The sequence below is a fragment of the Aquimarina sp. TRL1 genome (assembly GCF_013365535.1).
In the GTDB taxonomy this organism is placed as follows: Bacteria; Bacteroidota; Bacteroidia; order Flavobacteriales; family Flavobacteriaceae; genus Aquimarina; species Aquimarina hainanensis.
Genome location: NZ_CP053590.1, coordinates 2652980 through 2678023, shown reverse-complemented (window position 1 = coordinate 2678023; position 25044 = coordinate 2652980). Strand labels below are relative to the sequence as shown.

The 25044-nt window shown below is 32.6% G+C and carries 20 protein-coding genes and 1 pseudogene; 17 read left to right on the top strand and 4 right to left on the bottom strand.

From position 1 onward, the window contains the following. Positions 1-377: 377 nt before the first annotated feature. The 4 genes and pseudogenes from HN014_RS10920 to HN014_RS10910 all read left to right on the top strand — a co-directional run bounded on the left by HN014_RS10920 (position 378) and on the right by HN014_RS10910 (position 6961). A complete protein-coding gene (locus HN014_RS10920; protein WP_176028908.1) occupies positions 378-1661 on the top strand; it encodes a DDE-type integrase/transposase/recombinase in 1284 nt (427 codons plus the stop codon). A gap of 89 nt (positions 1662-1750) precedes the next feature. Continuing rightward, positions 1751-1870: pseudogene (locus tag HN014_RS22625) on the top strand (ATPase); the annotation flags it as partial. A gap of 129 nt (positions 1871-1999) precedes the next feature. Then, positions 2000-4084: a hypothetical protein gene (locus HN014_RS10915; RefSeq protein WP_176028907.1), complete on the top strand. Its 2085-nt coding sequence runs from the start codon at positions 2000-2002 to the stop codon at positions 4082-4084. A gap of 15 nt (positions 4085-4099) precedes the next feature. Continuing rightward, positions 4100-6961, top strand: coding sequence for a tetratricopeptide repeat protein (locus tag HN014_RS10910; protein ID WP_176028906.1), 2862 nt, complete (start codon positions 4100-4102; stop codon positions 6959-6961). 375 nt (positions 6962-7336) lie between these two features. Here the strand turns inward: HN014_RS10910 and HN014_RS10905 are convergent, their stop codons facing one another. The 3 genes from HN014_RS10905 to tssD are packed head-to-tail and all read right to left on the bottom strand — an operon-like array spanning position 7337 to position 9575. Then, positions 7337-7915, bottom strand: coding sequence for a hypothetical protein (locus HN014_RS10905; RefSeq protein WP_176028905.1), 579 nt, complete (start codon positions 7913-7915; stop codon positions 7337-7339). After that, positions 7915-8853, bottom strand: a complete 939-nt coding sequence (locus HN014_RS10900; protein WP_176028904.1) for a hypothetical protein — start codon at positions 8851-8853, stop codon at positions 7915-7917. Before HN014_RS10900 ends, HN014_RS10905 begins: the two co-directional genes overlap by 1 nt. A gap of 2 nt (positions 8854-8855) precedes the next feature. Beyond that, positions 8856-9575 (bottom strand): type VI secretion system tube protein TssD, encoded by a 720-nt coding sequence (gene tssD / locus HN014_RS10895; protein ID WP_176028903.1) that lies wholly within the window; start codon positions 9573-9575, stop codon positions 8856-8858. A gap of 235 nt (positions 9576-9810) precedes the next feature. On the opposite strand from tssD, the gene HN014_RS10890 reads away from it, so the two are divergent. The 4 genes from HN014_RS10890 to HN014_RS10875 all read left to right on the top strand — a co-directional run bounded on the left by HN014_RS10890 (position 9811) and on the right by HN014_RS10875 (position 11760). Then, positions 9811-10023 carry a hypothetical protein gene (locus tag HN014_RS10890; protein WP_176028902.1) on the top strand — a complete coding sequence of 71 codons (213 nt, stop codon included), beginning with the start codon at positions 9811-9813 and terminating at the stop codon, positions 10021-10023. 427 nt (positions 10024-10450) lie between these two features. Further along, positions 10451-10630: a hypothetical protein gene (locus HN014_RS10885; protein ID WP_176028901.1), complete on the top strand. Its 180-nt coding sequence runs from the start codon at positions 10451-10453 to the stop codon at positions 10628-10630. After that, complete coding sequence (locus HN014_RS10880) at positions 10611-11426, top strand: hypothetical protein (protein WP_217704371.1); 816 nt, start codon at positions 10611-10613, stop codon at positions 11424-11426. Before HN014_RS10885 ends, HN014_RS10880 begins: the two co-directional genes overlap by 20 nt. A gap of 1 nt (position 11427) precedes the next feature. After that, positions 11428-11760 (top strand): hypothetical protein, encoded by a 333-nt coding sequence (locus tag HN014_RS10875; protein WP_176028899.1) that lies wholly within the window; start codon positions 11428-11430, stop codon positions 11758-11760. Here the strand turns inward: HN014_RS10875 and HN014_RS10870 are convergent. Continuing rightward, a complete protein-coding gene (locus tag HN014_RS10870) occupies positions 11729-12148 on the bottom strand; it encodes a hypothetical protein (RefSeq protein ID WP_176028898.1) in 420 nt (139 codons plus the stop codon). The two genes, HN014_RS10875 and HN014_RS10870, sit on opposite strands and share 32 nt — an antisense overlap. A gap of 183 nt (positions 12149-12331) precedes the next feature. Here HN014_RS10870 and HN014_RS10865 point away from each other — a divergent pair, with 183 nt between their 5' ends. The 9 genes from HN014_RS10865 (at position 12332) to HN014_RS22795 (ending at position 25030) form a co-directional block, all read left to right on the top strand. Then, complete coding sequence (locus HN014_RS10865) at positions 12332-12604, top strand: hypothetical protein (protein ID WP_176028897.1); 273 nt, start codon at positions 12332-12334, stop codon at positions 12602-12604. 21 nt (positions 12605-12625) lie between these two features. Beyond that, on the top strand, positions 12626-13078 hold the full coding sequence (locus HN014_RS10860; protein WP_176028896.1) for a hypothetical protein: 453 nt from the start codon (positions 12626-12628) through the stop codon (positions 13076-13078). Positions 13079-13187: 109 nt separating this feature from the next. Continuing rightward, a complete protein-coding gene (locus HN014_RS10855) occupies positions 13188-13388 on the top strand; it encodes a hypothetical protein (RefSeq protein WP_176027652.1) in 201 nt (66 codons plus the stop codon). Further along, positions 13385-13615 carry a hypothetical protein gene (locus HN014_RS10850; RefSeq protein ID WP_176028895.1) on the top strand — a complete coding sequence of 77 codons (231 nt, stop codon included), beginning with the start codon at positions 13385-13387 and terminating at the stop codon, positions 13613-13615. Before HN014_RS10855 ends, HN014_RS10850 begins: the two co-directional genes overlap by 4 nt. Before the next feature lie 172 nt (positions 13616-13787). After that, complete coding sequence (locus HN014_RS10845; RefSeq protein ID WP_176028894.1) at positions 13788-14474, top strand: hypothetical protein; 687 nt, start codon at positions 13788-13790, stop codon at positions 14472-14474. A 176-nt stretch (positions 14475-14650) separates the two neighbouring features. Beyond that, the gene (locus HN014_RS10840) at positions 14651-17920 is read left to right on the top strand and encodes an RHS repeat domain-containing protein (protein WP_176028893.1); all 3270 of its coding nucleotides are present in this window, start codon (positions 14651-14653) and stop codon (positions 17918-17920) included. Positions 17921-17922: 2 nt separating this feature from the next. Then, positions 17923-23466 (top strand): DUF6443 domain-containing protein, encoded by a 5544-nt coding sequence (locus tag HN014_RS10835; protein ID WP_176028892.1) that lies wholly within the window; start codon positions 17923-17925, stop codon positions 23464-23466. Positions 23467-23469: 3 nt separating this feature from the next. After that, a complete protein-coding gene (locus tag HN014_RS10830; RefSeq protein ID WP_176028891.1) occupies positions 23470-23904 on the top strand; it encodes a hypothetical protein in 435 nt (144 codons plus the stop codon). Positions 23905-24307: 403 nt separating this feature from the next. Then, positions 24308-25030, top strand: coding sequence for a CPBP family glutamic-type intramembrane protease (locus tag HN014_RS22795; RefSeq protein WP_176028890.1), 723 nt, complete (start codon positions 24308-24310; stop codon positions 25028-25030). Positions 25031-25044: the final 14 nt, after the last annotated feature.

The window sequence follows — 25044 nt, the reverse complement described above, 5'->3', positions numbered from 1 at the left end:
GATGATCCTCGATAAACTCACTACTGCAAATACAAAACGAGCAATCGCTCTGGTTCCTTATTTTATTTCAAAACCTCAAAGCCTTAAGTTTTGGGTTTTTCCATAAAACAAAGAACCACGCCAATGGCGTGGTTTTCTTTTTGATGTGACCTCGGCAGGATTATTGTCGAACTTTTTTGAGAATAAAATACTGATAATAAGCAAGTTATTATCAATCCTTCAAATTGTTTAACAATTTGTTAAGAATTTAAAAATTAAACAAAAATTCATGATGACAAAAAGTGATCTCAGGAAAATAAAGATCACTTTTTATTTCTTGTTATCTACTGACCATTTTTAATACAAAAAAAACGTTTTAGATTGCTCCTTAAAAAAGTATGGATACATATCATGCCCGAAAAAGTTGGGATACCTCTATAAAACACCTTGCAAGGCATGGAATTCTGAAAGACATATTAACCCCTGAACAAATAGCTACTATCCCCCGTTCAAATATAGCTCGCTGGAAACAGGAGAAAGAAAATAAATATGCCCTCTGTGAAATAAATACCATTGTAAAACAAGAAATAGAATTAATAAAGCGTATTAATCAATCTTCTAAGATTAAGAAAATCAATGAAGCTTATTTCAAAATAAACGATACGTTTCATCAAATCATTTTTAAAATAAAAGGACTGAAAAGCCTTATCAAAAAACATAAAGATAGTGTCGTAAATGTTATTGAAGAGGTTAAACATGATATCCCTATAGACAAAGCTCTAAAAGTATTTAACATCAATAGAAGCACTTACCAGAATTACAAAACAATTCTTATTCATACATGTAATGCTTCTTATTTTAATTGGTGTACTAAACGGTTCTCTAATCAGCTTTTAAAATCAGAAGTCGAAACAATAAAAAAATATATGCTGCATCAGCAATATAAGCAATGGTCTAAAGCTTCCGTTTATTTAAAGGCTATACGTGATGGAAATTTACAGTGTGCTATAACTACATTCTACAAGTATTGTCAATTACTTGGCTTTAAAAACAAGGTTCAGAAAAGAAAATCAGTGCATTACAACCCTGTTAAAACATCCAAAACCAATCAAATCTGGTGTGCAGATGTCACTATTTTTAAAACCAAGGATCTAACAAAGCATTATATTCATTTCTTAATGGATCATTACTCCAAATACATTCTTGGTTACAAAGTATGCAAAAAACCAGCTTCTAGTGCTATAAAAGAGCTATTAGAAAATGCCTGTAAGCAATATACTCCTGAAAAGATACGCTTCCTAACCGATGGAGGAAGTGAAAATGCAAACCTATTAGTGACTAAATTTATTGATAATTCTAAAATCCCTATTAACCATATTATAGCACAAAAAGACATCATTTTTTCTAATTCTATGGTAGAGGCACTAAACAAAGTAATCAAACATCAATTTCTGTATGCAAAAAAAATCAATAACAGTAAACAACTCTCTGAAGCTTTAGAAGAAGCTGTTTTAGTATATAATACGATACGACCACAAATGAGTTTGAAAGGAAATACTCCTGGTGAAACATGGAATGGGGTTCCTATTGATTTTTCAAAATATAACGCTAGCCTTGATACACATAAAGCCTATAGAAGACAACAAAACAAAAGAAATTCTTGTAAAATAATGTGTAGCTAACGGAAAATAGTTAAAGAAATTACTATTTTTCAACTAATTACCATTTAAGAAACACTTTGTTTTAAAATAGCTATGTAGATAGCAGCGGAACAACCAATCTTAATGCACAAGAACTTGAAGAACGTTATGGTAACAGAGTTCGTTCTCGAATGCGTGAAATGTTTAATCTAATTGGGTTTGATAAAAAGAGTAAGGATAAGAGAAAGTAATATGGATTTCCGTAAGAAACTAACTGCATAATTAGTATCTTTAAGCTTCAAAATAATTGCAGATTACATCGAAATACTAGAGGCTGATGTTAATTCATTGGCTTTTTTATTTATAAAATTTTAAACTCAATGCGTAAGTCCTTTTCAATACTTAATTCTGATCAAATCAATAAATATGGATATCTAATTCCTGTATCTGTAATGGAAGATATGATGTGGGAAAAGGCCACTGTTGGTGTACCAATGCATCTTGGACATAATATGCATAGGCCTATAGGTTGCATGATTCCATATGGTTTATATTTTAAGCCTCATTTGGTTAGACAATTAGGACTTTCTTTAGCCCCCGAATCGGATGAAGATTCAAAGGAAATAATTGATTTTAAACGTTATTCTCAGCTCCAAAATTTAAAAGAAGATATTACCAAAAATGATGGAAAATTGTTGGAATTACTGAAGGATAAATTATCAGATGATTTTAAATATGTTGGAGCGGGAACATTGACCATAAATGATAAAGAAATTACGAGTAAGTACTTTCCCGAACTTTTTGAGGGAACAGACAAAAATGGATTAATTTATATATCCGATATTGAAAAGAAGTTTACTTACAAGTATCATGGGGTATTCATTCATAATGAGTTGCCTCTTTGTATTTATTCGCATGATTATTTTAGAAAATCTCTTTCAAGGTTAAATAATTTTCATCATCTGTTTTTGGATGAATTTATGTCTCATAGAGGAAAAGAAAATGTCACACTCAGAATTGCAATAGATCGTGATATGATTGGTTATGCTCCTGACTTTAGACAAACTCTTGAATTTGAATATTGGTTTGGACCAAAATATAACGATGACATTTCTAACATATCGCCAGGGCTTACTAAACATTCTAGTAGTGAATTTGAGAAATATTATTATGAGGTTAGTTCAACTGAGTTTTATTGGAATAATAATAATAACTATAAGGAGTTCGAATTAGAGGAGTTAAAAGAAAATGAAGCTCCGATGATCGAAGATTTTTATGGATGTAGGTATGTCCATTCTATTTATGATACGAGCAAAAAAACATTTATACATTTTGATGGCGCAATTCGCGGTTATAACACTGAGTTATATCTTGACAGAATAGAACAGAAACTGACAGAGTTTGGTAGAAAAAGTGATTACAAAAAGTTGTTCAGAATTGATGGTAGTTTAAAGTTAAAAGACTGGAAAAGCCTTATCACTAAATATATGCAAGGAAATCCTCTGATCTATGAATATTTTGAAGTTGAAAAACCAGCTTCTCAATTCGATAGATTACCTAAATCAAAAAACTTATTAGAAGAGCTTGTGCCACATAACTTAAGCAAGGAAGATGGTATTCGTTTATTGGTTACGTACCATAAGGAAAATAAATATAAATATTGTAGCTCTCATAATGTTTCTATTTATGATGTTGTTCAATTAGGAGATATTAGTTATTCAACATTAGAGGTTGATGTCCTTGAAATACAGAAGGCACTAAAACGTTTAGGCAAAAATCTTCATATTAAAGAAGATACTCTATTTGGAAATATTAAAGACATATATTGGAACATCCCTTGCATTTTTCATAGCGACAAGAATCCCCAAAAAGATTTAGAGCTTACAATCTCAGCCTTAAAATTGGTATTCTCTAAAATGATCAAAAGAGACTTGGACTCAATTATTTCTTTTACTCTAGCATGGAATATGGAAGATAAAGAAGTTAGAGTTAGCGTGTGCGGACATATAGAGCTACTTCATCATTGGCTTTCTAATTTTGATACAATACCGACGATTAGGAATGATTTTAAGAAATGGCTTGAGAATCAGAGAGAGTATTTGAATTCTAATTTTCAACAAGTAACAGACAAGCCAAGGATATTAGATATTGTGCAATTTGACGGTGTAATCTACTTAAAAAGACAAATAGTTGGAGAAGAATTTAGTCCTGTGCCTAAAGAACAAGATGACTTACTTATATGTGAATACAAAATACCTAACCAAGAGAACGAAAAGTATTCTTCATTAATTGACGGAAGTATAAGACCAGTAATGGCTTATATTATAGATAAACAAGTATGCAGTAAAACGAATCTTGAGTATAGTAAAAGTCCGTATTCAAAATTTTTAGATAATGATGTGCACAAAATTGTGGAAAAAGTAAGTGGATTAAGTTTTTATTGGACAGATAAACCGATATACTAGATTTCGAAATTTAATATGAATAAAGAAATTATTAAAATATTTGAAGTAAATACAGATGCGATTGCTACTAATCGCGGTTTCTATTATCAATATTTAGTTGTATTAAAAAAGTGGATTAATAATTATATAAACAATAAAGATCTTGCCACGGCTACAGAAGTTGACGACGATATTAAAGAGATAGGAGAAGAACTTATTTTTACTCAAGTTAAGTGTTATACTTCTTCATTTAGTTTACATTCTACAGAAGTAAAAAAAGCATTATTTAACTTTTACTTATTGTATTTGAAACATTTAAATTTAAATGAAAAAACATCATTTCATTTTACTACCAACACAAAAATATCTACTAAAGAAAAACTTTTATTGAGATGGGTTCAAGAACATCCTTTAAGGGATGGTGAACTTCTTACACTTTGCACTAATAAAATTGAGACTATTCTTAGTAAGGAATTCAAAATAAGAAAGAACAAACTACTTTCAAAAGTAGTTACTAGTGATAAAAAAGACGAAGTTAAAATTGCTTATGAATCAATAATTGAAGAAATAAATAGTAATAGCACCGAATCATTTGTAAAAAGTATCAATTGGGATTTTAAAAGCAAACTTCCAGAAGACGCTATTGACTCAATTACAAACGAAATTTATGAGCTGCTTGAAAATTCAAAATTTGGAAAAATTCCAAGACACTTATTATTTAGTTCTTTATTGTCAGAAATTTATCGAGCGTCTCAAAGAAAGGTTAAGGCTGACAGATTTTTGACTAACGATTTTATTGATCAAATTCTAAGTCGTACAAATGATGAAATTACCGAACTAATAGATAAAAGATTTACCAAACTTCTAAATATTGAAATAGAGTCTTTAAAATTAAGTGTCAATGAAATACGCAAAACACAAGACCTTCAATTTGAGGAAATAAAAACTTTAAAAGAGAATCTTAAATCAAAAAGAGATATTGAAATCAAAGAATTAAATATTCTTCCAGATTTTTCATCTATTGAGGTTTTTGATTGGGATAACTTTTTAGATGAGGTTAGCTTAAGTCTAAATGATAAAAAAACACTCTCAATTAGCGCTCCTGGAGGTATGGGGAAAACTACTTTTGGTAAGAAGTTTTTGTCAGCATATTATGAAAAATATAATCACATTATATGGCTTGGTGTTGAAGGTTCTATTCAATCTTCATTCATATTAGATAGCGCTTTAAGACAGAATTTGCAAGAAATAAAGGCAGCTAATAATGAAAATGATAGCGAGGTTTTTAAACTCATTTTGAGCAAACTAAATGCATTAGATGGAATTAATTTGCTCATTCTAGATATCCAAAATTCAGTGAATGAGATAAGTGAACTTCAAAACTTAGGACTTTCTAAAAATTGGGAAAAACTCATATTAACTCGCACTAACCTTAAGACAATTCCCAATACAAAGCTACCTAAGATTACTTTTTCTAATTTGAAGAAAATATATTTGAAGAATTGCACAGCAGAATCAAGTGATGAATTGCTGAAAAAGTTATTTAGCCTAGTGGGTTATAATATTTTAGTCGTAGAATTAATAGCTAAAACAATCCACAATAGTTTTGATTTAACTCTAGAATCTTTTTTAGAATCATATTCGGAACAAAGCCTAAATCAAACAAAATTTAAGATAGATATAGATATTGCTAGTGAAGACGAGCCTATTAAAATATTTAGTTATTTATTAGAAAAATTTAGTTTGCCGAATCTTAAAAGTAATGAGAAAAATTATCTTGACTTTTTAGCACTTCTACCTTCAAACAATATAATAATTGAGGATTTAATTCTAATTAACGGTAAAGATTTTTACGAAAAGAATAAAGTTGAAATAATTAACATACTTAATTCACTAGATAAAAAAGGAATTTTGGTCGTAAGTGAGGATAGAAAAAAGTTTGATATTCACAAGATTATAAGGGAAGTAATTATCTATAAACAAAGAGAAGGAATAAGTCCATTTATTTCAAATATGTTTTCCATCAATTGGCTTATCAGGAGAATTGAAGAGGGTTACAATGAGCCTCAAAACTCTTTCAGATTTTTAAGATATGCTGAATCTATTCTTGATTCTATAAAAGAGGAATATAGGCAAAGTATATATCAACCTCTTTTGTTGTTAGAGAACGAATTTCTTTATGCTAAACGCTTTTATACAGGGGCAAAGAGCAACTTAAATAAGTTGATCGATTTAGCAAATAGGGCATCAAAATATACACCTTTAAATAAAAACAACTTAGGAGTAATTTATAATAACTTAGGACTTTGTTATGCAGAAAATGATGAAAAAGATTTGGCTATTTTATATTTTGAAAAAGCGCTAGAATCTTATGTTGATAATGATAAAAGCATTTCAGGATATAGAATAGTTACCTTAAATAACTTATCAAATATCTATCTCCTTGACAATGATTTACCAAAAATGGCTGAGAATTTTAAAAAAGTTCAAAAAATAAGAAAGCAGTACCAGCTTTATGACGATCAACAATTAAGCATAGAATATCGAATATTATCAAAATCATATTCACTTGTAGGCGATTATGAAAAAGCTATTAAATTTTTAAGGGAGGGGATAAAATTACATGAGTCTTTAAATAAAAACCAACGAAATGATTTCTATTTAGCTGCTTACCATAATGAATTGTCTAATTTATTCCTTACGACAGATGAATTTATTAAAGCAATAGACCACCAAGAAAAAGGAATTAAAATTTTAGAAGATATGGGATTAAATAATAGTAGCTATTTACTTACAATGTATGAGATTTCTAGAAATTTATATAGATACCTAAATTTAGAAGAAAAAGAAACTCTAATGAAAGAAAAGATTAAACTATTTAAGGCTTACGAGTCTTAACTAGTGTTTTATATAGTAGTAGAAATAAATCTTTTAAATTTTTCACAATCTCAACAAAAAAATCCTTTATAATTCCAGTTTTAAATAATTAGTAATTCCCATTAAAATGACCTATGCCATGGCTCTAACATTTTTAGGCTTCTTATAATAATCTGCTCTGCTATCTACATAGCTATTTTAAAACAAAGTGTCTCTTAAATGGTAATTAATTGAAAAAACAGTGATTTGTTTCTTATTAAGGATTCAAAAAAAAGAAATAAGGGTAACCTCTAAAAACAGAGGGAAAAGAGTTATTGATTTTCCAAATTTCAGATGAATTGTAGTTTAGATTAACTATTACATATTAACTATTACAATTTTATCCTATTCCTGATCTTACCACACATTTTTCCACTTCCCCTCTTCTTTAAGAAAAATCATCATTCTTCGATCATTTTCTCCGTGAAAACCTTCCTGTGAAATTACATATGATATAACAAACCCAATCGTATGCTTTTTATTAAAAACAGGGTAAGAATAACAAACAACCCATTCTTTTTTTCGATCATTTTTTATTGCCCGCCACCATTCTCTGGAAAACTCCTCATACGCTTTTTTATACGGAGCTAAATCAATCAAAGCTTCTCTGGTAATCTTGTTTTTATATGGATAATATCGTATCGGTTCATTGTTTTCTACAGCAGCTCTTTGTTTTATCAAGTAATCCAAGTCCTTTTCGTCTAAATAGGTTAATTCTTCAATCGGATCTCCTCCATCTCTGGTTATTCCATTATTCTTTTCCCACCACAGAGAATCTGGCGGAATCATCAGCTTATTATTAAGGAGTCTCTCCTCTGCATGTTTTTTATAAAAATCCTCTTCAATAAATCCTAAAATTTGTTGCACATCTTTATCCTTATCATATTGATGACAAGAAACACAGATAAGACATATAAATATACAATACCATTTCATCAGTACTCAGTATTTATTTGACTTCCTTTAGGTATTACTACATTTTTCAATGCCTTATATTTTTTATCATGATCCGTAACTACACTTCTATACAATTTATCTCCAATGAGACCTCGTAAACTCTCCTGGAAAGATTTCATTTTGCGAAGCCCCTCATCACTTATATCTTGTGCATATGCTGCATGGTCATGTTTACCTTTATATCCCGTATCTCTTTGGAATATATCAAAACATGAATCAAGATCATTATTGCACCAAGCTTTCATAGCTGGTATCGCGTTTTTCCATGCATGAATAAAAAACTCATGTCCTATAGAATGACACATCTGTGCAATTACTCGCTCTTCATCCCATTTCTCTTCCTTTGCAGCTTCTATATAGTTTCTTATATAAACTTTAATAATTACTTTTAGATAGAAATTCTTAGGACTGTTCTTTATTCTCTCTTTATTACTTACAATCCAAAATGTTCGCACAGATCTTTCAGCATGCCACTTATACGCCTCTATTTTTCTGGGGCAACGCTGATGAAATTGAGTTATGGTACTCGCTAAAGCACCTCCTTTCATATCACTCATTTCTATAAAATGCAAGGCGTGAATGTCATAAAAATCTCCACGGCAAGTTGCCGTAAACACCTTATCATTATCTAAAACGATGGAGTCTCCTTCATTTAAGAACAACCCAAACACTTCTTGTCCTTCGGGTGTCTTTAAAAACAACTTCAGCGATTTGATAACCCAGGGGTGTATAAATCCATCCTTTTTTTTATCTACTGTTTTAGTTATTTCTGTATCTTCACTTGTCCATATACAGTTCTCTATACAAACTCTACTAACGAGTAATAGAGAAGGAATCTTGCATTCTTGCTCTTTTATTTTCAGTTCTAACGATCTGGAAAAACCTGCGATATTTAATTTAAATTCATTTCTACCCATTTTCAAAATACCATTTGTTGCGTTTCTATATCACTACTCTCTGGCAATACTTCCAAAGCTATCCTCTGTATTGCTGCTTGCACCTGAATGTTTTTTAGAACATCATTTTCTACTAATTTTCCCTCATACTTGAAATCAACATTAGGATTGTGTAAATCAATAGAAAGGAGTTCGCCTATAAGATTCTTAGTTTGGATGGTTAAATACACCGTATCGCCTATCTCTGCACTCGTTAAGCGTTTGTTTGTTTCATCTGTCAGATAGTAGTCTATTAAAGCTGCCTCTTCCTCTTCTGTAATTTTTTTCGTAGTAGTTACATGCGGGTCTGTTTTAGCCCAAGGTTTTGTCAGCATAAGCACTCCATTAAAGAAAGTAGTGGCAGCTGATAACTTTAAGCGATATAAAATAGAAGAGGTGTTATTGGCATCGAATTCCAAATTATAAAATAAACAATGCACATCGAATAATTTATAAGTACTGCTTCTGCTTATTCCGTCCGCAGAAGAAAATATAATTTCACAATGTTTCGTCATTAATGGAGTAACTGCCCATTCAAAAAAATGATCATTGCGTTTATTAGTTCGTAGTACTATATCGTGTATTTTCCAGTTTGGTTTAGAAAATGGTCGCCCGTTATAGTCGCATTGCTGGGTTATTTCTGTAGTGTAGTTAATGATCGTATACGCTTCTCCCTCCAGGAGAAGTTTGCCCTGTATAGTCATAAGTTAGAGGTTTTGTGTGAATAGTAAAGTTACTAAGTATACAAACAAAAACATTGTGGGCAAACCGCAGACTTTTAACAGGTAAATAACTAAAATACAGAATTATATAAAGGTTTTTACTAGTTAAAAGAAGGACAAAATGGAAAAATTACATCTTTTGTATTATAATACAAAATAGTTAAACCAAATTTTCCTATATATTTAAAAGCTATTTCTATATTGTATTTTCATGCTTATGGCGAATCATAAAAAAACATCTAATTACCTAATGCTTACTTTTATTAAAAAGCTATTATCCAATAAAACTATTTCTAACTCTGGTATAAACACAAAAATATATACTAAGTGTGGTAAGCTCCTGGAAGATTATACGGAGGAACAATTATTAGCTATGTATGGAAAAGAAAAAACAGCATTTATCAAAAATAATCCAGATAAATGGATTTGATTTTTCTTCTCTGAATTGCCCTTTTAAGATTTTTTAGCAGACTTTAACATATAAAACACTCTGTGTAAAAGTGCTGATTTTAGGTTGTTTAACACTAATTTTAACATATTTATTATGGTTTTTTAGCACTCAAAGTACTGATAAAAAAGAGGTTACTATGGTCACCAAATGACCACGTATTTTTTTTACGGCATTACCGCAAACATTAAAAGGTGCTGATCACTTATATTTGAATTGTAAGAAGTTTTATTAAAATCGGTAGTTAGAGATATAAGCAAACATTACTTTTTTCCCCAGCGATTATAATTCCGCAAAATAATTATTGCTTAGTAGGTTCTATAACAGAATTATAGTTTCGTTTTGGCAGGAATTTCTCCTGTTTTAATTGTATTTTAGAAAGTCATATTTTTTAAAATACAATATCAAGATGAAAAAAATTATCATTCTATTCGGATTATTTAGTGTACTTCTTTCTATAACAAGTTGTGAAACACAAGATATTAACGATGAGACAGGCTTTGACAAAAGAGAGCAAAAGGCAACAGAGAAAGATGAAATCATTTCACCAGGGAGTGGCTCAGGAGGAGATGAAGACACTGTCGACTAAAAAATATAAAATTGTTTTATTCTTACTAGCTATTGTTGCGTTCATATCATTTAATGCTCCTTTAGCTAGTTTATTTTTTAATGACTCTAGTCAAATAACATCAATAAGAAACGATTTTAAAAAACAAAAAAGAGAAAGGACTAAAATTATAAATGACACATATCAACTTATTGATAATTATGAGAAAGGTAACCTGACCAGTAATGAGTTTATTAAAGAAAGTAGGAAACTTTCAAAATTACATGAAGAAAAACAATTACAAGTAATAAATACTTTTGAAAAGCTTAATTCGACCAAGAAGGAAATTAGTTACTTTAGATTTACATCGTTCAAGGTATTTATTAGTCAATTTGGAATTGTTTTTTCTTTATTTTTAAGTTCTTTAATAATTTTTACAATAAGTGTCGTATTCGTTAGACCAACTCAAGTAAAATCCCTTTTTTATATCGTTTCTTGCTTAGTAGCTATCCCAGCGATATTTTATATATTATGGATTTTTACTCCTGATATTGATCTAAGTCAAACATCATACATCTTTACTTTTATCGTTATTTCTATAGGAGTATCGATCCTATTATTCCTATCCTATAAAGTTATCTTAGAGCTATTTTTAAAAAGAATTAGTTTAAAATCTAAGATTGCTACTTTGTTAAACCTTGTTTCTTCTCTTAGATATAATTATTACTTTCCTCTAGCTAAAAAAGCTGTTAATAAAAAACTTTCAAAAGAAGAAGTCATAGATGATGCTCAAAAGCTTGATGAATCAATCTATAAAACATTCGAAAAAATCCTTTAAGATGCCTAATAAAAAAGAAATAAATAAATTATTGGAGAAGGCGTATTCTGAGTACGGTTTTGGCAGAAATGATGAAATAGTAAAGCTCCAAATAGAACTTGAAGAAGAATTATTAGAAATCACTTCTGAATTAAGCAAAAAGGATAAAAAAATCATTAATTGCAAAAACTTAAAGACGAAAAAAGAAGAGGAAGCCAGTAAGTTTCAAATCCTATTTTTTGAAAAAATATTACTTCGGCAAAACATTGAAAAATTACTATTTAAAATAGAACAAGTAAATATAAATGGTTTCACTAAAGCCATTATTCTCCCTCTTTTAATTGAGCTTTTGTAAGCAGTTCATGTTGATACTTTATAACAGCCTTTTGTTCTTTCAAACTCAAATATTTTTTAAACCTTTCATCTTGCAAAATTATTTCTTCATAAAGGAAAAACACGTCTAAAAATTTACCTACCTCTAATTGCTTATTCTTACCGATAAATAGCGGTTTTTCTTTTTCTGCTATATCATTCTTGAGCATATCTCCTTTCCCTGTGAGTACCCATTCTTTATTTATTCCTGTTTCTGATGAAATCAAATTCAGGTGATATTCTTTTAGTTTATTTCTTACAATGGACAATCTCATTCCTGATTCTGTAATACCAACAATTTCACCTAAAGCTTTATAAGTTAGTCCTAATTGTTTTCTTGCGTAATCTAATCTTTCTCCAGGTTTTTCCATAAAATTATAGCATCAACACAATAAATTACAGTTTTGTATTGTTTTTTTTAGTTTTGTACAGTATATTTGAAACTCAAATTTCTAATCAAACAAATATATGAAAACTCCTGTAAGCAATCCGCCGCCTTTTCTAATAGAATTACAAACTGTTGCCTTAGCTCGACTTTACTAAACATCATAGTAATGGAAGCTACAACAATTACTATTTCTATAGAATTATCCAAGCTGTTAAAATCCTCTTTGACATCAAAACAATTGGAAACTCTTGCTACTAAGCATAAGGTATATATTAATACGATCAGAAGAATTCGTGATCGTAAAACCAAAAAGCCTAATAAAGAGATTTTAATAGACCTTCTTAAGATGAGTATCAAAACTCATAAAAAGCAGATTACAGCTAATAAAACAGCTCTTAGTATGCTACAGCAAGAACTAAAAAAAATATCCCCAAAATAAAACAACAAAAAACTCCCCATTATGAAAAATAACAGCACAACAACGCAAAACAAGTATCTGATTTTTATTGTCAATTCATTACATATGGACATTACCTCTTTTATGCATAATCTATCCTATGGAGATACCTATGAAGTCTTAATCTATAGATGGACAAACAAACTATACAATAAAGGGATTTCTAAAGAACAAGCCTTAAAAATTATCTATAGAGCCAGATGCTTTGCTTTGCCAAAATATCCTATAGAAAAGAACAATACCCCAAAATCATCCCAAAGCCTACCGGAACTCCTGCTAAACTTGCATACACACCCTACTTATAACCGATTGTCTAATCAAACAAAAAAACAAGTCATCAAAAAAATGGAAACAGTATACCATAGCAAACAACCTTTTGCAATAGATACACTATTAGAAAAATTCCTTTGTAAAAGTCCTAAAAAGAAACGTAGTAAAATTAGTTGGTTTTTTTAAGTTGAGTTTGTGTGAAGCTCCCCCTGTCCCTTATCTACCATTACTTATGCTTATTTCTTAGTTGATCTACTATCGTCATCAGTTGCTATTAACAAAGAAATAACTCATCATGAAACACAAAAAACCAATCACCAGAGATCGTGTAGAGAGCTGGCTTATAAAAAACAGACATTTAATAAAAGTCCCTGCACTGGCAGAGGAATTAAACATAGAAAAAGAAGCCATCTATCAATGTTTTAATGTTGGAAAACGCCTTGATGATACTCAAATCCAACTACTACATAAGGTCATTAAAAGAATGAGCCAATGATAGATGATTTACATATTGATAAAACCATTTTTCTAACAGAAGTCATTGCTCAACTAGCCTTAGAACTAGATAGTTTTATGGTTTCTATAGTACATGGAGAACCCTATCAGACTCATATCTACATATGGATCGATAGATTGTATAGTCAGGGAAAAAGCAGTGATAGATCCGCTGAGATCATCCGTAGAGCTATTCGCCTTTTTCTGACCAATGTTGAAAAAAATTAATTCATATATATCGTTTTAGAGCGGATGGTTACCAGTGCCGAAGTATACTTTAGGTAATAGTATTACATATTAATCTATTGATAGGTGCACTTTCCTGTATGCTATTGCTATAGTTGCTTCGGCTATTTTCTGGTAAGCTACTCTCTAAAGTAATAACAGTAAAATTAAAAATATGACAGCCTCTATTATTTTATGTATCGCGATGCTAAATATTGCTTGTCTTCTGATATCTAAAAGGAAAAGCATCAAATGGAGATTCTTTTTAAATGGAATATCGCTTATAATCATTGCTTCCGGGCTTATTTATATAAAATGGTTCTACCCCGATAGTAAAACCATCTCTAAAGAATATCCCCTTCTACATAGCCAAAGAAGTTATAAAGGGCTTTTTGATTTGAATACTCCTCTACTAAAAGCAACCAAAGTACATACATTGTATTCGCTCTCGGGGGTTCAACTCACCTATAAAAGTGAACCTCCCTGTCTTACGCAGGTACATTTATCAAAAAAAGGGATAGAAACAAACCATTTACTTTTGCCTGATAATAAAGGTGGATTAGCAAAACTAGTAGTTAGTTATGATCATATTAAAGATTCTATTTTACAAGTAAGATTAAACAACACCTCTATTTCATTTAGCAGATTACAGCAGCTATTAAAAGAAAACAACCTACTTCCTTCAAATAAAACCCTTTATGGATTAAGGCTTCACAAACTATTTACTGCAACTACTGCAAAAAGGGGAAATTCCCCGATTGATAGAGGGATTTTAACATTTATATTTGCCCCTGAATATAAGCTTATTAACATATTTAGTTCAATCACACAAATAACTCTAAAAAATCATCTTATTATGTAAGCAAAACAGGCAGATCCCAATCTTCCTCCCTTTCACCTACTACCAGATATTGTATTGAAATTACAGTGATCATACCATTAACCAGTTTTAATGGTATAGGGAATTTCATGCCATCATTTAAACATAATTAATAATTCAAATCGATTCATAAACAACAGTTATTAAATAGCTTTTTCATGAAAAAACGACACAAAATCCGGCAATTAACCTTTATTACAGTACTGAGCTGTATTATTGGTATTCCTCTTTCTCTAAAAGCACAAAACAACAAAGTACAAATTCCTAACCCTATTGGTCCTTCTCCAGAGGCTGCCAGTATTGTAAAATACGTGGATATGACCATTAATGAGCATAAAGGGATGGTTCAAAAACAAATTCCTATCTATCAAATAGAAGAAGGTTCCATACGGCTTCCTGTTAGTCTTTTATACGCTTCAGGAGGGTTTAAGGTTACTGAAGCTTCCAGCTCAGTTGGTCTGGGATGGTCTCTGCAAGCTGCCGGGGTAGTAACCAGAACTATGAACGGCTTACCCGATGATATCTCTTCACCTGTTAAAGGGTTCCTTGCCCTAAAAAATGAAGTAGACTATAACTACCTGAGCCATGGAGATAAAAATCAAACCAGATATGGCTACCTTCAGAGTATCGGACAAGGGTGTTATGATGCACAACCGGACATTTTTAATTTTAACTTCAATGGATATACCGGTAAATTTCACTTTGACTGGAATGGAAATATTATTATTTCTTCAGAAACACAAATAGCAATTACCCCGATTCAACATGGGGGAAATGCTTCTACCATTACAGGATGGATATTTACAACTCCAGATGGGGTACGTTATACATTTAAGGCTGCTGAATTTACTGCTAATATAAAATCTGGAAGAAATCTCTGTTATCTGGCTCAGGATGGGTATATCTCTTCCTGGTACATTAGCCAAATCACAGCCCCTGTTAGTAATGCTAATCTGTTTTTTGAGTATACTCCATATACCATTAAAGATCATAACATCTATACTTCCAGAACAAGAAGTCATTTGGTTGGAGGAAGCTCCAGATGTGGAGGAAGTATCAATGATCCTATTCAATATAGCAAGACCGATATCGATATTAATGGAAAAGCGCTTAAAAGAATCTATTCAGACAGCTCCCCTGTAGAGATCTCTTTTATTCCTGCATCCTATAAGGTAATGCCTACCAGTAATGATCTTTTTGCAATCTCCGAGATACAAATCAAAAACCGTGATCAAAACAAACTCATCAAAAAATATAAACTCACTCACTCACAAGCAACAGGGCGTTTGACATTGACCAGACTTCAGGAGATTGGAAGTAACCTTGAAGGGCTTGCTCCTTATGAATTTTTCTATCATCAACAACTTCCAGAGCGGTCTTCACATCAAAAAGACCATTGGGGATTTGCCAATAACAATACCTCCAGAGATATGCTGCCTCCTTACTTTATACAAGTACCAGGCAATGGAGTTGCCAGTTTTGGAAGTGCAGACCGATCAGCTGATCTGGAAGGTTCTAAAAAAGGAGTGCTTTATAAAATAAAATACCCCACAGGGGGCTATGATACTTATTCCTTTGAACAAAATACTTATGGATATGTCGGTGGAAACAGAATCAATGAATTTGTAAGCCAAAAGCACACTGAAAAAGTAACTGCTACAGGAAATTCCGGACAAGGGTGTACAGCTATTAATACCGATACAGATCGTACCTCTTTTACCATTACTGGCGACCCTAATTCCCCTGATAAACCTGTAATGGTCAGGGTATTTGGAAAGGTAGATAAATATACTGATAATTATTTTTCCGGAGGGAAAGCCCCTAAGGCAACCCTATATAATAGCCAGAATAATGTTCTGTTAACAATCTCATTAACCAATAATGATATCGATAAAGGAATATTATTAGCTCCCGGATCGTATTCTCTGGTGGCAGAAGCAACCTGGAGAAACTGTGAGAACACCTCCAGAGATAGCGCCACTATAACCCTGATTCATCATAAAGTAACTAACATTCCTTTATATGAAAAAAAAGCAGGAGGAGTACGGGTAGCATCTATTAAAAAATACGATGCTAATAACAAACTACTTCTTTCTCAGCAATATCAATATAAAGATGCTCAAGGATACTCCTCGGGAATGATACATCAGGAACCTAATTACCTTTTTGAAAAACAAACCCTGCAATGGGTTGGTACAGGAGGGGGAGGAACCAATGTTTCTTGTCAATATATGGTAGCACTGGATACCGACAGGTCTGCTTTAGGAATCACCAACGGGTCTCATATAGGATACAGTAAGGTCAGTAGCATTCAAAAAGGGGAGGATAATCACCAAACTCCCAATGGAGTTGTTAGCACAACTTTTATAAATGCAACGAATATCATCGATCAGGAATTTCCATTTCCTCCACCCATTGACAGAGCACATTCCAATGGAAAGGTGATCACTTCTGTAATTTCCAATAGAAACGGAGAAACTTTACAACAGCAGGAACACAGCTATCAGTTTAAAGAACATTTAACCAATGCGCTAAAAGTTGATTTTAAAGGAGGAGCTGTATTAGGGGAGGAAAACTTTACCATTGGCAGGTATCGTATTTTAATGGCACACAGCCAGCGAAAAAAAGCAGAAACTACCGAGTATCTAAAGGGAGAGCCTTATACTGTTACCAGTGAGTTTACCTACAACACAGCCTTGCAAAAGGTAAAAAGTAAGACAACTTATAATCAGCAGCAAACCAAACGACAACGCTTCTTTTACCCAGAGGAGTATACCTCATTAACCGGATTAAGTCAAGAGGAAAAAACGGCTTATCAGGATCTTATAGATCAATATCGATTAGCCACACCTATCCAAAATGAAGTTTATACCATCACAAACAATCAATCAGAAAAACTAACGGCTATTCAAAGAATACGCTATACCAATGATGGTAAAGCATTGCCTAAAACTATTCTGCAAGCAAAAAACAATAAAACAGCACTCGAAGACCGATTGTATTATCATACCTACGATAGCAAAGGGAATCTTTTAGAACTTTCTAAACCTTTAGCTAGTCATATCGTATATATCTATGGATATCAGGATCAGCTGCCTGTTGCTAAAATAGAGAATGCTACCTATAGTCAGGTAAGGACTTATGTAGCCGCTATTAAAACAGCTTCTAATGCAGATACAGACCATTGTAGTGAGCCGGATTGTAAAGAACAACTTCTAAGAAACAAACTCAATGCATTGCGGGATCAATTACCAGATGCCTTGATCACTACCTATACCTATGATCCAATGATAGGAGTAACCAGTACTACTGATCCCAAAGGAATAACTACTTATTACAGTTATGATTCTCTGGGACGCCTTCACTCTATAAAAGATGCCGATGGAAACCTTATTTCAGAAAACAAATACCACTATAAAAACCAATAAAAATGAAACAGTCATATCAAAAACTACAAAATAGTTATTATAAAGGATCACTGCTGATTTTATTTTTATGCATATCCACTATCTCTTTTGCACAGCAAAGACAGACTCCTGAGCCTGAGCAAACCCCTGAACTGATAAGTGATCCCTCTATTCGAATTCCAGGAGATGGAGATGGAAACTGTACCTGGTACTATAGAGATGAAGATGGAGACGGATTTGGAAACCCAGGACGGGCAACCTGTAAAACCTCCAAACCTGCGGGCTATGTTTCTAACAACAGAGATTGTAACGATGGTAATGCAACCATTAATCCTAATACCATCTGGTATGCTGATAGGGATAATGATGGGTTTGGAGACAAAAACAATACAAAAAAACAATGTACCAAACCCTCAGGATATGTTAGAAATGATGATGATTATAATGATGGGACAGCACTCATTACCAATATTGCTCCCAGAAACTTCTACAAAGATGTAGATAAGGACACCTATGGAAATCCTAATGCAAAGGTATATCGTAGTGTACGACCTTCAGGCTATGTGACAAGAGCCGGAGATTGTAATGATAACAGGGCTGATATAAAACCCGGAGCTTTAGAGATTTGTGATGGGATTGATAATAATTGTAATGCAAAGGTAGATGAATCTCCCAAACCTGCTACCCCTGCCGCTGTAACAGTAGTTAATTCATGTGGAAAGGCTACACTTACCAGAGGTAACCCTCCTTCTGGGATTATCTGGTACTGGCAAAGTGCAGCTTCTGGAGTTAGTAGATCCAGTAACGCAAAAACGATTACAAGAGTAAATGGGTCTCGTTATTACCTTAGGGCTTTTAATAATACAACAAAATGTTGGGGAACTTCCAGAGTAGTCAACTATGCTATAAAACCTGTTCCCTCGGCTCCTCAAAGCCCGTCTGTATCAAATCAATGTGGTAAGTCTGTACTAACCAGAGGCAACCCTCCTTCTGGAATTACATGGTATTGGCAGAGCTCTGCATCTGCAACCAGTACAGCCAATTCCAGTAAAACAATTACAAGAACCAGTGGAAATACCTATTATCTAAGAGCAAGAAATAACAGTAATGGATGTTGGGGAGGCTATGTGAAAATAACCTATTCTATCAAAACAATACCACCTAGCCCCTCACTTCCTACTGTTTCTGATCAATGTGGTAAGTCTGTACTAACCAGAGGCAATCCTCCTTCTGGAATTACCTGGTATTGGCAGAGCTCTGCATCTGCAACCAGTACAGCGAATTCCTCAAAAACAGTTACCAGAACCACAGGAGATGTTTATTACATACGAGCCAGAAATAATCAAACAGGATGCTGGAGTGCTGCCAGAGCGGTATCTTATAATTTACATACAGTCCCAACTCCGCAGAGTGGTCTGATTTCTAAACAATATCACTGTGGGAGTACCACCCTTAGAAGACGAAATGCCTTATATGATCATTTTTGGCAAAAAACACCTACGGGAGTCAGTAAAGCAGAAGGACGAAATTCAATTACACTAGACAGTGGGAATACCTACTATCTAAGAGCCTATGATGCTCAAAGACAGTGTTGGAGTCCTGCCTTAAAGATTGATTATGTTATTCATAGTACCCCGCCTGCTGTACCTGCTTTACCAGCTATTGACAGGCAGTGTAATAAAACAGTGTTAACCAGAAGCAATCCTCCTTCCGGGGTTACCTGGTATTGGCAGAGCACATCTTCGGGAACCAGCACCGATACCTATCAAACAACCAGTACCCATACCACGGGAACTACTTATTACCTAAGAGCTAGAAATAACCAGACTGGATGTTGGAGTACTGCTCGTAGTATTTCTTATACGATACAACGTCCTACTGCCTGGTATGCCGATACGGATAATGATGGGTTTGGAGATCCACAGCATGTTAAAAATGCATGTCAAAAACCTGAAGGATATGTAGCTAATAAGGATGATAAATGTCCGCAGACCTTTGGAACCAATAGCGGATGTGTGCATCTGCCATATAAAACACAAGTATCAGATAACGAAAACTACATCTATACTAAAACCTATCAGACTCCTTTAAAGCGATCACAGGACATACGCTATAACAAAGATGTAATTGAAAGCATTACTTATTTTGATGATTTAGGAAGACCTAAACAACAGACAGCTATTAAAGCAGCCCCCAGTCATAAGGATATTGTAACACATATCACCTATGACAGCTATGGAAGACAAGGCAAACAGTATCTACCCTTTGTTTCTGAAACAGTAGCGGGAAGTTATAAAACAGTGAATGTAGCTACAGATATTGATGCTTATTATAAAAATAATTACCCGCAGGATTTTACAGGCACTAGTGTTAATGCTTATTCAGAAAGTGTTTTTGAAGCCTCTCCTATAAACCGGGTGATCAAACAAGCAGCTCCGGGAACAGCCTGGAAAGCTAACAGTGAGATCAGTGCCATGGCAGCTGATCATACCATCAAAACTGACTGGACAACAAATCAGGCAGATATTCCCTTGTTTGAGGTTACATTTACAGCTGGGGATACTGAAAAACCAGTACTTCGTAAAAATGGAAACTATGCTCCCAATCAATTGCTGGTTACCATTATCAAAGATGAAAACTGGACGAGAGCTGATGAAGATAATCATACCACCAGAGAATATAAAAACAAGCAGGGACAGATAGTTCTAAAAAGAACCTATAATGCAGCAGAAGCGCACGATACTCATTATGTATATGATAGATTTGGGAATTTAAGTTTTGTACTACCTCCCAAGGTAGTTGTTAATGACGGGGTGTCTGCTACAGAACTAGCAGAACTGTGTTATCAATATCGATATGACGATCGAAATAGAGTTATCGAAAAGAAAGTTCCCGGAAAAGATTGGGAGTATATTATCTATAATAAATTAGATCAACCCATACTTACTCAGGATGCTAGTCTGCGAAAAGAAAACTCAGAAAAAGCGTATAATCAGTGGAGATTTACCAAATACGATGCTTTTGGAAGAATAATCTATACAGGGATAACAAACAATGGAGCTTCCCGAAAAGTATTACAAAACAGAGTAAATAACTTTACAGGAGATATTTTTGAGTCCAGAGTAGATACTCCGGTAACATTACATGCCACCTCGGTATATTATACCAATCAGGCATATCCGACTTCTATAAGTGAGTTACATACAATACAGTATTACGATGATTATAAAGCGCCTCAGCTATTACATGGGAATACCATGCCTGCACAAAACTCCTTTGGAGTAACATTAAGTAGGAATGTAAAAGGACTGCCTACCTTTTCACAAACCAGAATATTAGATACCAGCCACTGGATTGAAACTGCTATTGGCTATGACCAAAAAGCAAGAGTTATTACCACAGCTTCCAGAAATACCTTTCTAAAAACAAATGAGATGACAGAATCCCTGTTGAGTTTTACCGGAAGGGTAGAAAAATCTAAAACACTGCACCAAAAGGAAGGAAATGCGCCTGTTATTACCATAGATACCTTTAGTTATGATCATATGGGGAGAATGCTTACCCATCAGCAGTCTATTAATGGAGATTCACCTCAGACCATTGTCAGTAATACCTATGATGCATTAGGGCAATTAAAAACTAAAAAAGTAGGGAATAACCTGCAAACAGTAGATTACAGCTATAATGTACGGGGGTGGCTTACCGGGATTAATGATGTTAACAATCTGGGATCAGATCTGTTTGCCTTTGGGATTAATTATAACAGGGTGACCGAAAATGCTTCCAGAGCTGATAAGCTATACAATGGAAATATTAGTGAGACACTCTGGAAAACTGCCAGTGACAATACCAAACGTTCTTATTCCTATCAGTATGATGATTTAAATCGGATCACTGCCGGATATGCCAATATAGGAAGTTATAACCTATTAGGGGTTACCTATGATAAAAATGGGAATATCCAAACCCTTAACAGAAACGGGCATACCAACGCAGCTGCTACTACCTTCGGGGCAATGGATAAATTAGTGTATTCCTATAATGCAGGAAACAAATTACTAAAGGTAACGGATAGCGGAAATAAAACCTTTGGATTTACAGATGGTAGTAATACAGGGAATGACTATGCATATGATGCTAACGGAAATCAAACAGTTGACAACAACAAAGGGATTTCCGGAACTGTGTATAATCACCTAGACCTTCCCAAAAGAATAAATGTTTCCGGTAAGGGGAATATTAGCTATATTTATGACGCCACTGGGGTAAAACTACGAAAAATAGTAAAGGAAGGAAATAATACCACTATGACCGATTATGTAGGTAACTACATCTATAAAAATGGTAATCTGGAGTTCTTTAATCATCCTGAGGGCTATGTAGAACCTGATACAAATGGGTATACTTATGTATACCAGTATAAAGACCATTTAGGTAACATCAGACTCTCCTATGCAGATACCAATAACAATGGGAGTATCTCAACTTCTGAGATTAAACAGGAAAAACATTACTATCCCTTCGGCTTAGAAAATCGTGGATATGGAGCACCAACAATAGGAAGTAAACATAATTATGGATTTGGAGGAAAAGAGTTCTCAGAAGAAATGGATTTGGACACCTATGATTTTGGCGCTAGGAATTATGATGCTACTTTAGGTAGATGGAGTTCTATAGACCCAGTAACTCATTTTAACATGTCTACTTATACTTCTTTTGATAATAATCCAGTATATTTTGCAGACCCTTCTGGGACTACTACGGTAAGTTCTATAACAGAAGCTTGGAACGCAACTCCTGAAAATGGTAGAAGTGTATGGAGTGCTAATGGTAATGGAGGTTTTTGTAATGATTGTCCACAAGAAGGACAAACACGTAAAACAAAAAGGGTTGTAGGATATGGGCATAGTGCTATGGCAACTTCTGCTATTCAATATTATCATTCAGGAGGGGTACATGGTTCGAAAGAGGGATGGTATTTCGAAGGAGAATATTTTGAATTATTTAGGACTACCATAAGAGCTATAGGTCAAGGAAGAGCATCGATAGAATCTCTCCATAATTATAATTTTACTGATGATGTTTTATCTGCTATGGTAGGTTGGGCTATCCAGGCTCATAATTATTATGGAGGAGAATTTCCATTAGCAAAAGGGAATGTAAATACTATGGGTTTTGATTCACCTATTTTTATGCTAACTTCACTAAGATTTGTTGGAGCAATGTTTTTGAGAACAAACACAATAAAAGCTATTCCTCCATTGAGAGCTGCTTACGAAGCTGAAGTTAAAAACTTATCTTCTCTAGCTCAAAAAATGAAATCAGCAGGTAATTCTTCTGAAGAAATAGCTAGGCACTTACATGGTTTAAGAAGAGAATTAGGAGTAAGGTATAAATCACTTACTCCTGATGAACTTTTGCAAACAATATATAAAAGAAATATTGAGAAATATGGAGATAAACTAGGACCATCTATAGATTATTTAAGACAAAAAGGTAAATCTTGGGATGATATTATAAATAGTGCTACAAGACCAGGAGGAAAGGATTTAAAATTTAAAAAATAAAAAATGATATTGTTAAAAAACTTTGATTTCGCTAAAAAATATTTTGATTTCGAAATGCAAATTGAAAAAGAATTAGAAAATATAGATGTAATAAATGGATGGTATAAAATCATAGACAGTATACTAACAGGTGTATTGGTGCAAAAGAACAAGCTTTATTTCTTATATGGTTCTGATAAATACCATATAACTAAAGATCATAATATTGTTCTAAAAAAAACAGATTCTTCTAAAAACATTAAAACACTTATTCTTTTTGATAAAAAGAATAAAATTGTTAGTTATTCATATACTGACTTTGAAGAAAATTTATACCCAACACCTTTTGATTATATTGATGACGAGGATTCCAAATGGGAGTATTTTATAGAAAAAATTATAAATGATGAAGAGAGGAAAAACAATTTCATATCTAATTTAATGGAGATAGTTAAATAATTTTAAAAAAGATAGTGAAATATGATATGAAAAATCCAAGCAAAAAACTATTAGTTAAATTAAAAAAAACACTATTTAGTTTACAATATAGGATACTAAAAAAGTTGGATTATATCTCCCCTTTAGGGAAATGATTATCAATCAAAATGAAACCTTTTCTTTTTAGGCTCTTGCAAGTCATATTTTATATCCTAATAAACATAAACTATTAAAAAATGATTTAATAAAAGTAAGACACTTTTTTACAGTTCATTAGAACTCATTTTGAGAGTAGTCGTCATTCCTGATGAACAAGACCAAACTCTTTCAAATAAAATTAATAAAAGAGCAAAAGAATTTCTAGGATTAAAACCAGTAAATGCTAGAAGGACTCATCAAAAACTACCATATATTTTAGACTATAATGATAACTAGTTTTTTTAAAGATCATTTTAATAGATATAATATTGATAATAGAAAGGCGAGGGTATTTATACCCTCCCTCTTTATAGCATTTATAGTGTTTTTATTTTGTATTTCAATTATTTTAAAAAAAATATTTCCTTTTGAAGTAGAAGAAATAGTTACTAGAACTGATAAAGATTTAAATGTTTTTAGTACTACATTTTTTTTAGTTTTTACAGCTATTATGGAAGAGTTTAAATATAGGGGGTTATTAACTAAATTTAATTACAAACTAGTAATATTTTCTTTAGCGTTATTAGGGACTAATATTTTATTTCTAATTCTTAAAATTAAAGTTCATTATTTATCTCCAGATTCTATATTTCCAATGCTTCGATATATCATAATGTTTTCTATAACTACAATCGTGATGTATTTTATTTTATTTAAAACTCTATTTGGGTATCAAAGACAAATTAAAAAGGGATTTAATAATTATTTCAATTTAATTTTATGGATGCAGGTTATTCTATTTACTTTATGGCATATTTTTTTTAGTGGTCAAGCTAATGAAAGACATGTTGTAAGTATATTTATTATGACATCTATATCTGCATTATTTTTCACTTATATACGGATTAATTATGGAGTTTTGTATTCAATAATAGTTCACTTTTTTTATAATTTTTTGATAAGTGTATTTCCTATTATTCTAATCAAAATTCTACAAACAGGTAGATAGCAAAGTTCACCACA

What these genes read in the sequence shown, in the direction of transcription:
- HN014_RS10905 (WP_176028905.1), bottom strand. Translation starts at nt 7,915, where the DNA reads ATGAAATGGTATTGTATATTTATATGTCTTATCTGTGTTTCTTGTCAT.
- HN014_RS10830 (WP_176028891.1), top strand. Translation starts at nt 23,470, where the DNA reads ATGATATTGTTAAAAAACTTTGATTTCGCTAAAAAATATTTTGATTTC.
- HN014_RS10870 (WP_176028898.1), bottom strand. Translation starts at nt 12,148, where the DNA reads ATGGAAAAACCTGGAGAAAGATTAGATTACGCAAGAAAACAATTAGGA.
- HN014_RS10850 (WP_176028895.1), top strand. Translation starts at nt 13,385, where the DNA reads ATGATAGATGATTTACATATTGATAAAACCATTTTTCTAACAGAAGTC.
- HN014_RS10890 (WP_176028902.1), top strand. Translation starts at nt 9,811, where the DNA reads ATGGCGAATCATAAAAAAACATCTAATTACCTAATGCTTACTTTTATT.
- HN014_RS10835 (WP_176028892.1), top strand. Translation starts at nt 17,923, where the DNA reads ATGAAACAGTCATATCAAAAACTACAAAATAGTTATTATAAAGGATCA.
- HN014_RS10865 (WP_176028897.1), top strand. Translation starts at nt 12,332, where the DNA reads ATGGAAGCTACAACAATTACTATTTCTATAGAATTATCCAAGCTGTTA.
- HN014_RS10845 (WP_176028894.1), top strand. Translation starts at nt 13,788, where the DNA reads ATGACAGCCTCTATTATTTTATGTATCGCGATGCTAAATATTGCTTGT.
- HN014_RS10910 (WP_176028906.1), top strand. Translation starts at nt 4,100, where the DNA reads ATGAATAAAGAAATTATTAAAATATTTGAAGTAAATACAGATGCGATT.
- HN014_RS10840 (WP_176028893.1), top strand. Translation starts at nt 14,651, where the DNA reads ATGAAAAAACGACACAAAATCCGGCAATTAACCTTTATTACAGTACTG.
- HN014_RS10920 (WP_176028908.1), top strand. Translation starts at nt 378, where the DNA reads ATGGATACATATCATGCCCGAAAAAGTTGGGATACCTCTATAAAACAC.
- HN014_RS10880 (WP_217704371.1), top strand. Translation starts at nt 10,611, where the DNA reads ATGAAGACACTGTCGACTAAAAAATATAAAATTGTTTTATTCTTACTA.
- HN014_RS10855 (WP_176027652.1), top strand. Translation starts at nt 13,188, where the DNA reads ATGAAACACAAAAAACCAATCACCAGAGATCGTGTAGAGAGCTGGCTT.
- HN014_RS10900 (WP_176028904.1), bottom strand. Translation starts at nt 8,853, where the DNA reads ATGGGTAGAAATGAATTTAAATTAAATATCGCAGGTTTTTCCAGATCG.
- HN014_RS10885 (WP_176028901.1), top strand. Translation starts at nt 10,451, where the DNA reads ATGAAAAAAATTATCATTCTATTCGGATTATTTAGTGTACTTCTTTCT.
- HN014_RS10875 (WP_176028899.1), top strand. Translation starts at nt 11,428, where the DNA reads ATGCCTAATAAAAAAGAAATAAATAAATTATTGGAGAAGGCGTATTCT.
- tssD (WP_176028903.1), bottom strand. Translation starts at nt 9,575, where the DNA reads ATGACTATACAGGGCAAACTTCTCCTGGAGGGAGAAGCGTATACGATC.
- HN014_RS10915 (WP_176028907.1), top strand. Translation starts at nt 2,000, where the DNA reads ATGCGTAAGTCCTTTTCAATACTTAATTCTGATCAAATCAATAAATAT.
- HN014_RS22795 (WP_176028890.1), top strand. Translation starts at nt 24,308, where the DNA reads ATGATAACTAGTTTTTTTAAAGATCATTTTAATAGATATAATATTGAT.
- HN014_RS10860 (WP_176028896.1), top strand. Translation starts at nt 12,626, where the DNA reads ATGAAAAATAACAGCACAACAACGCAAAACAAGTATCTGATTTTTATT.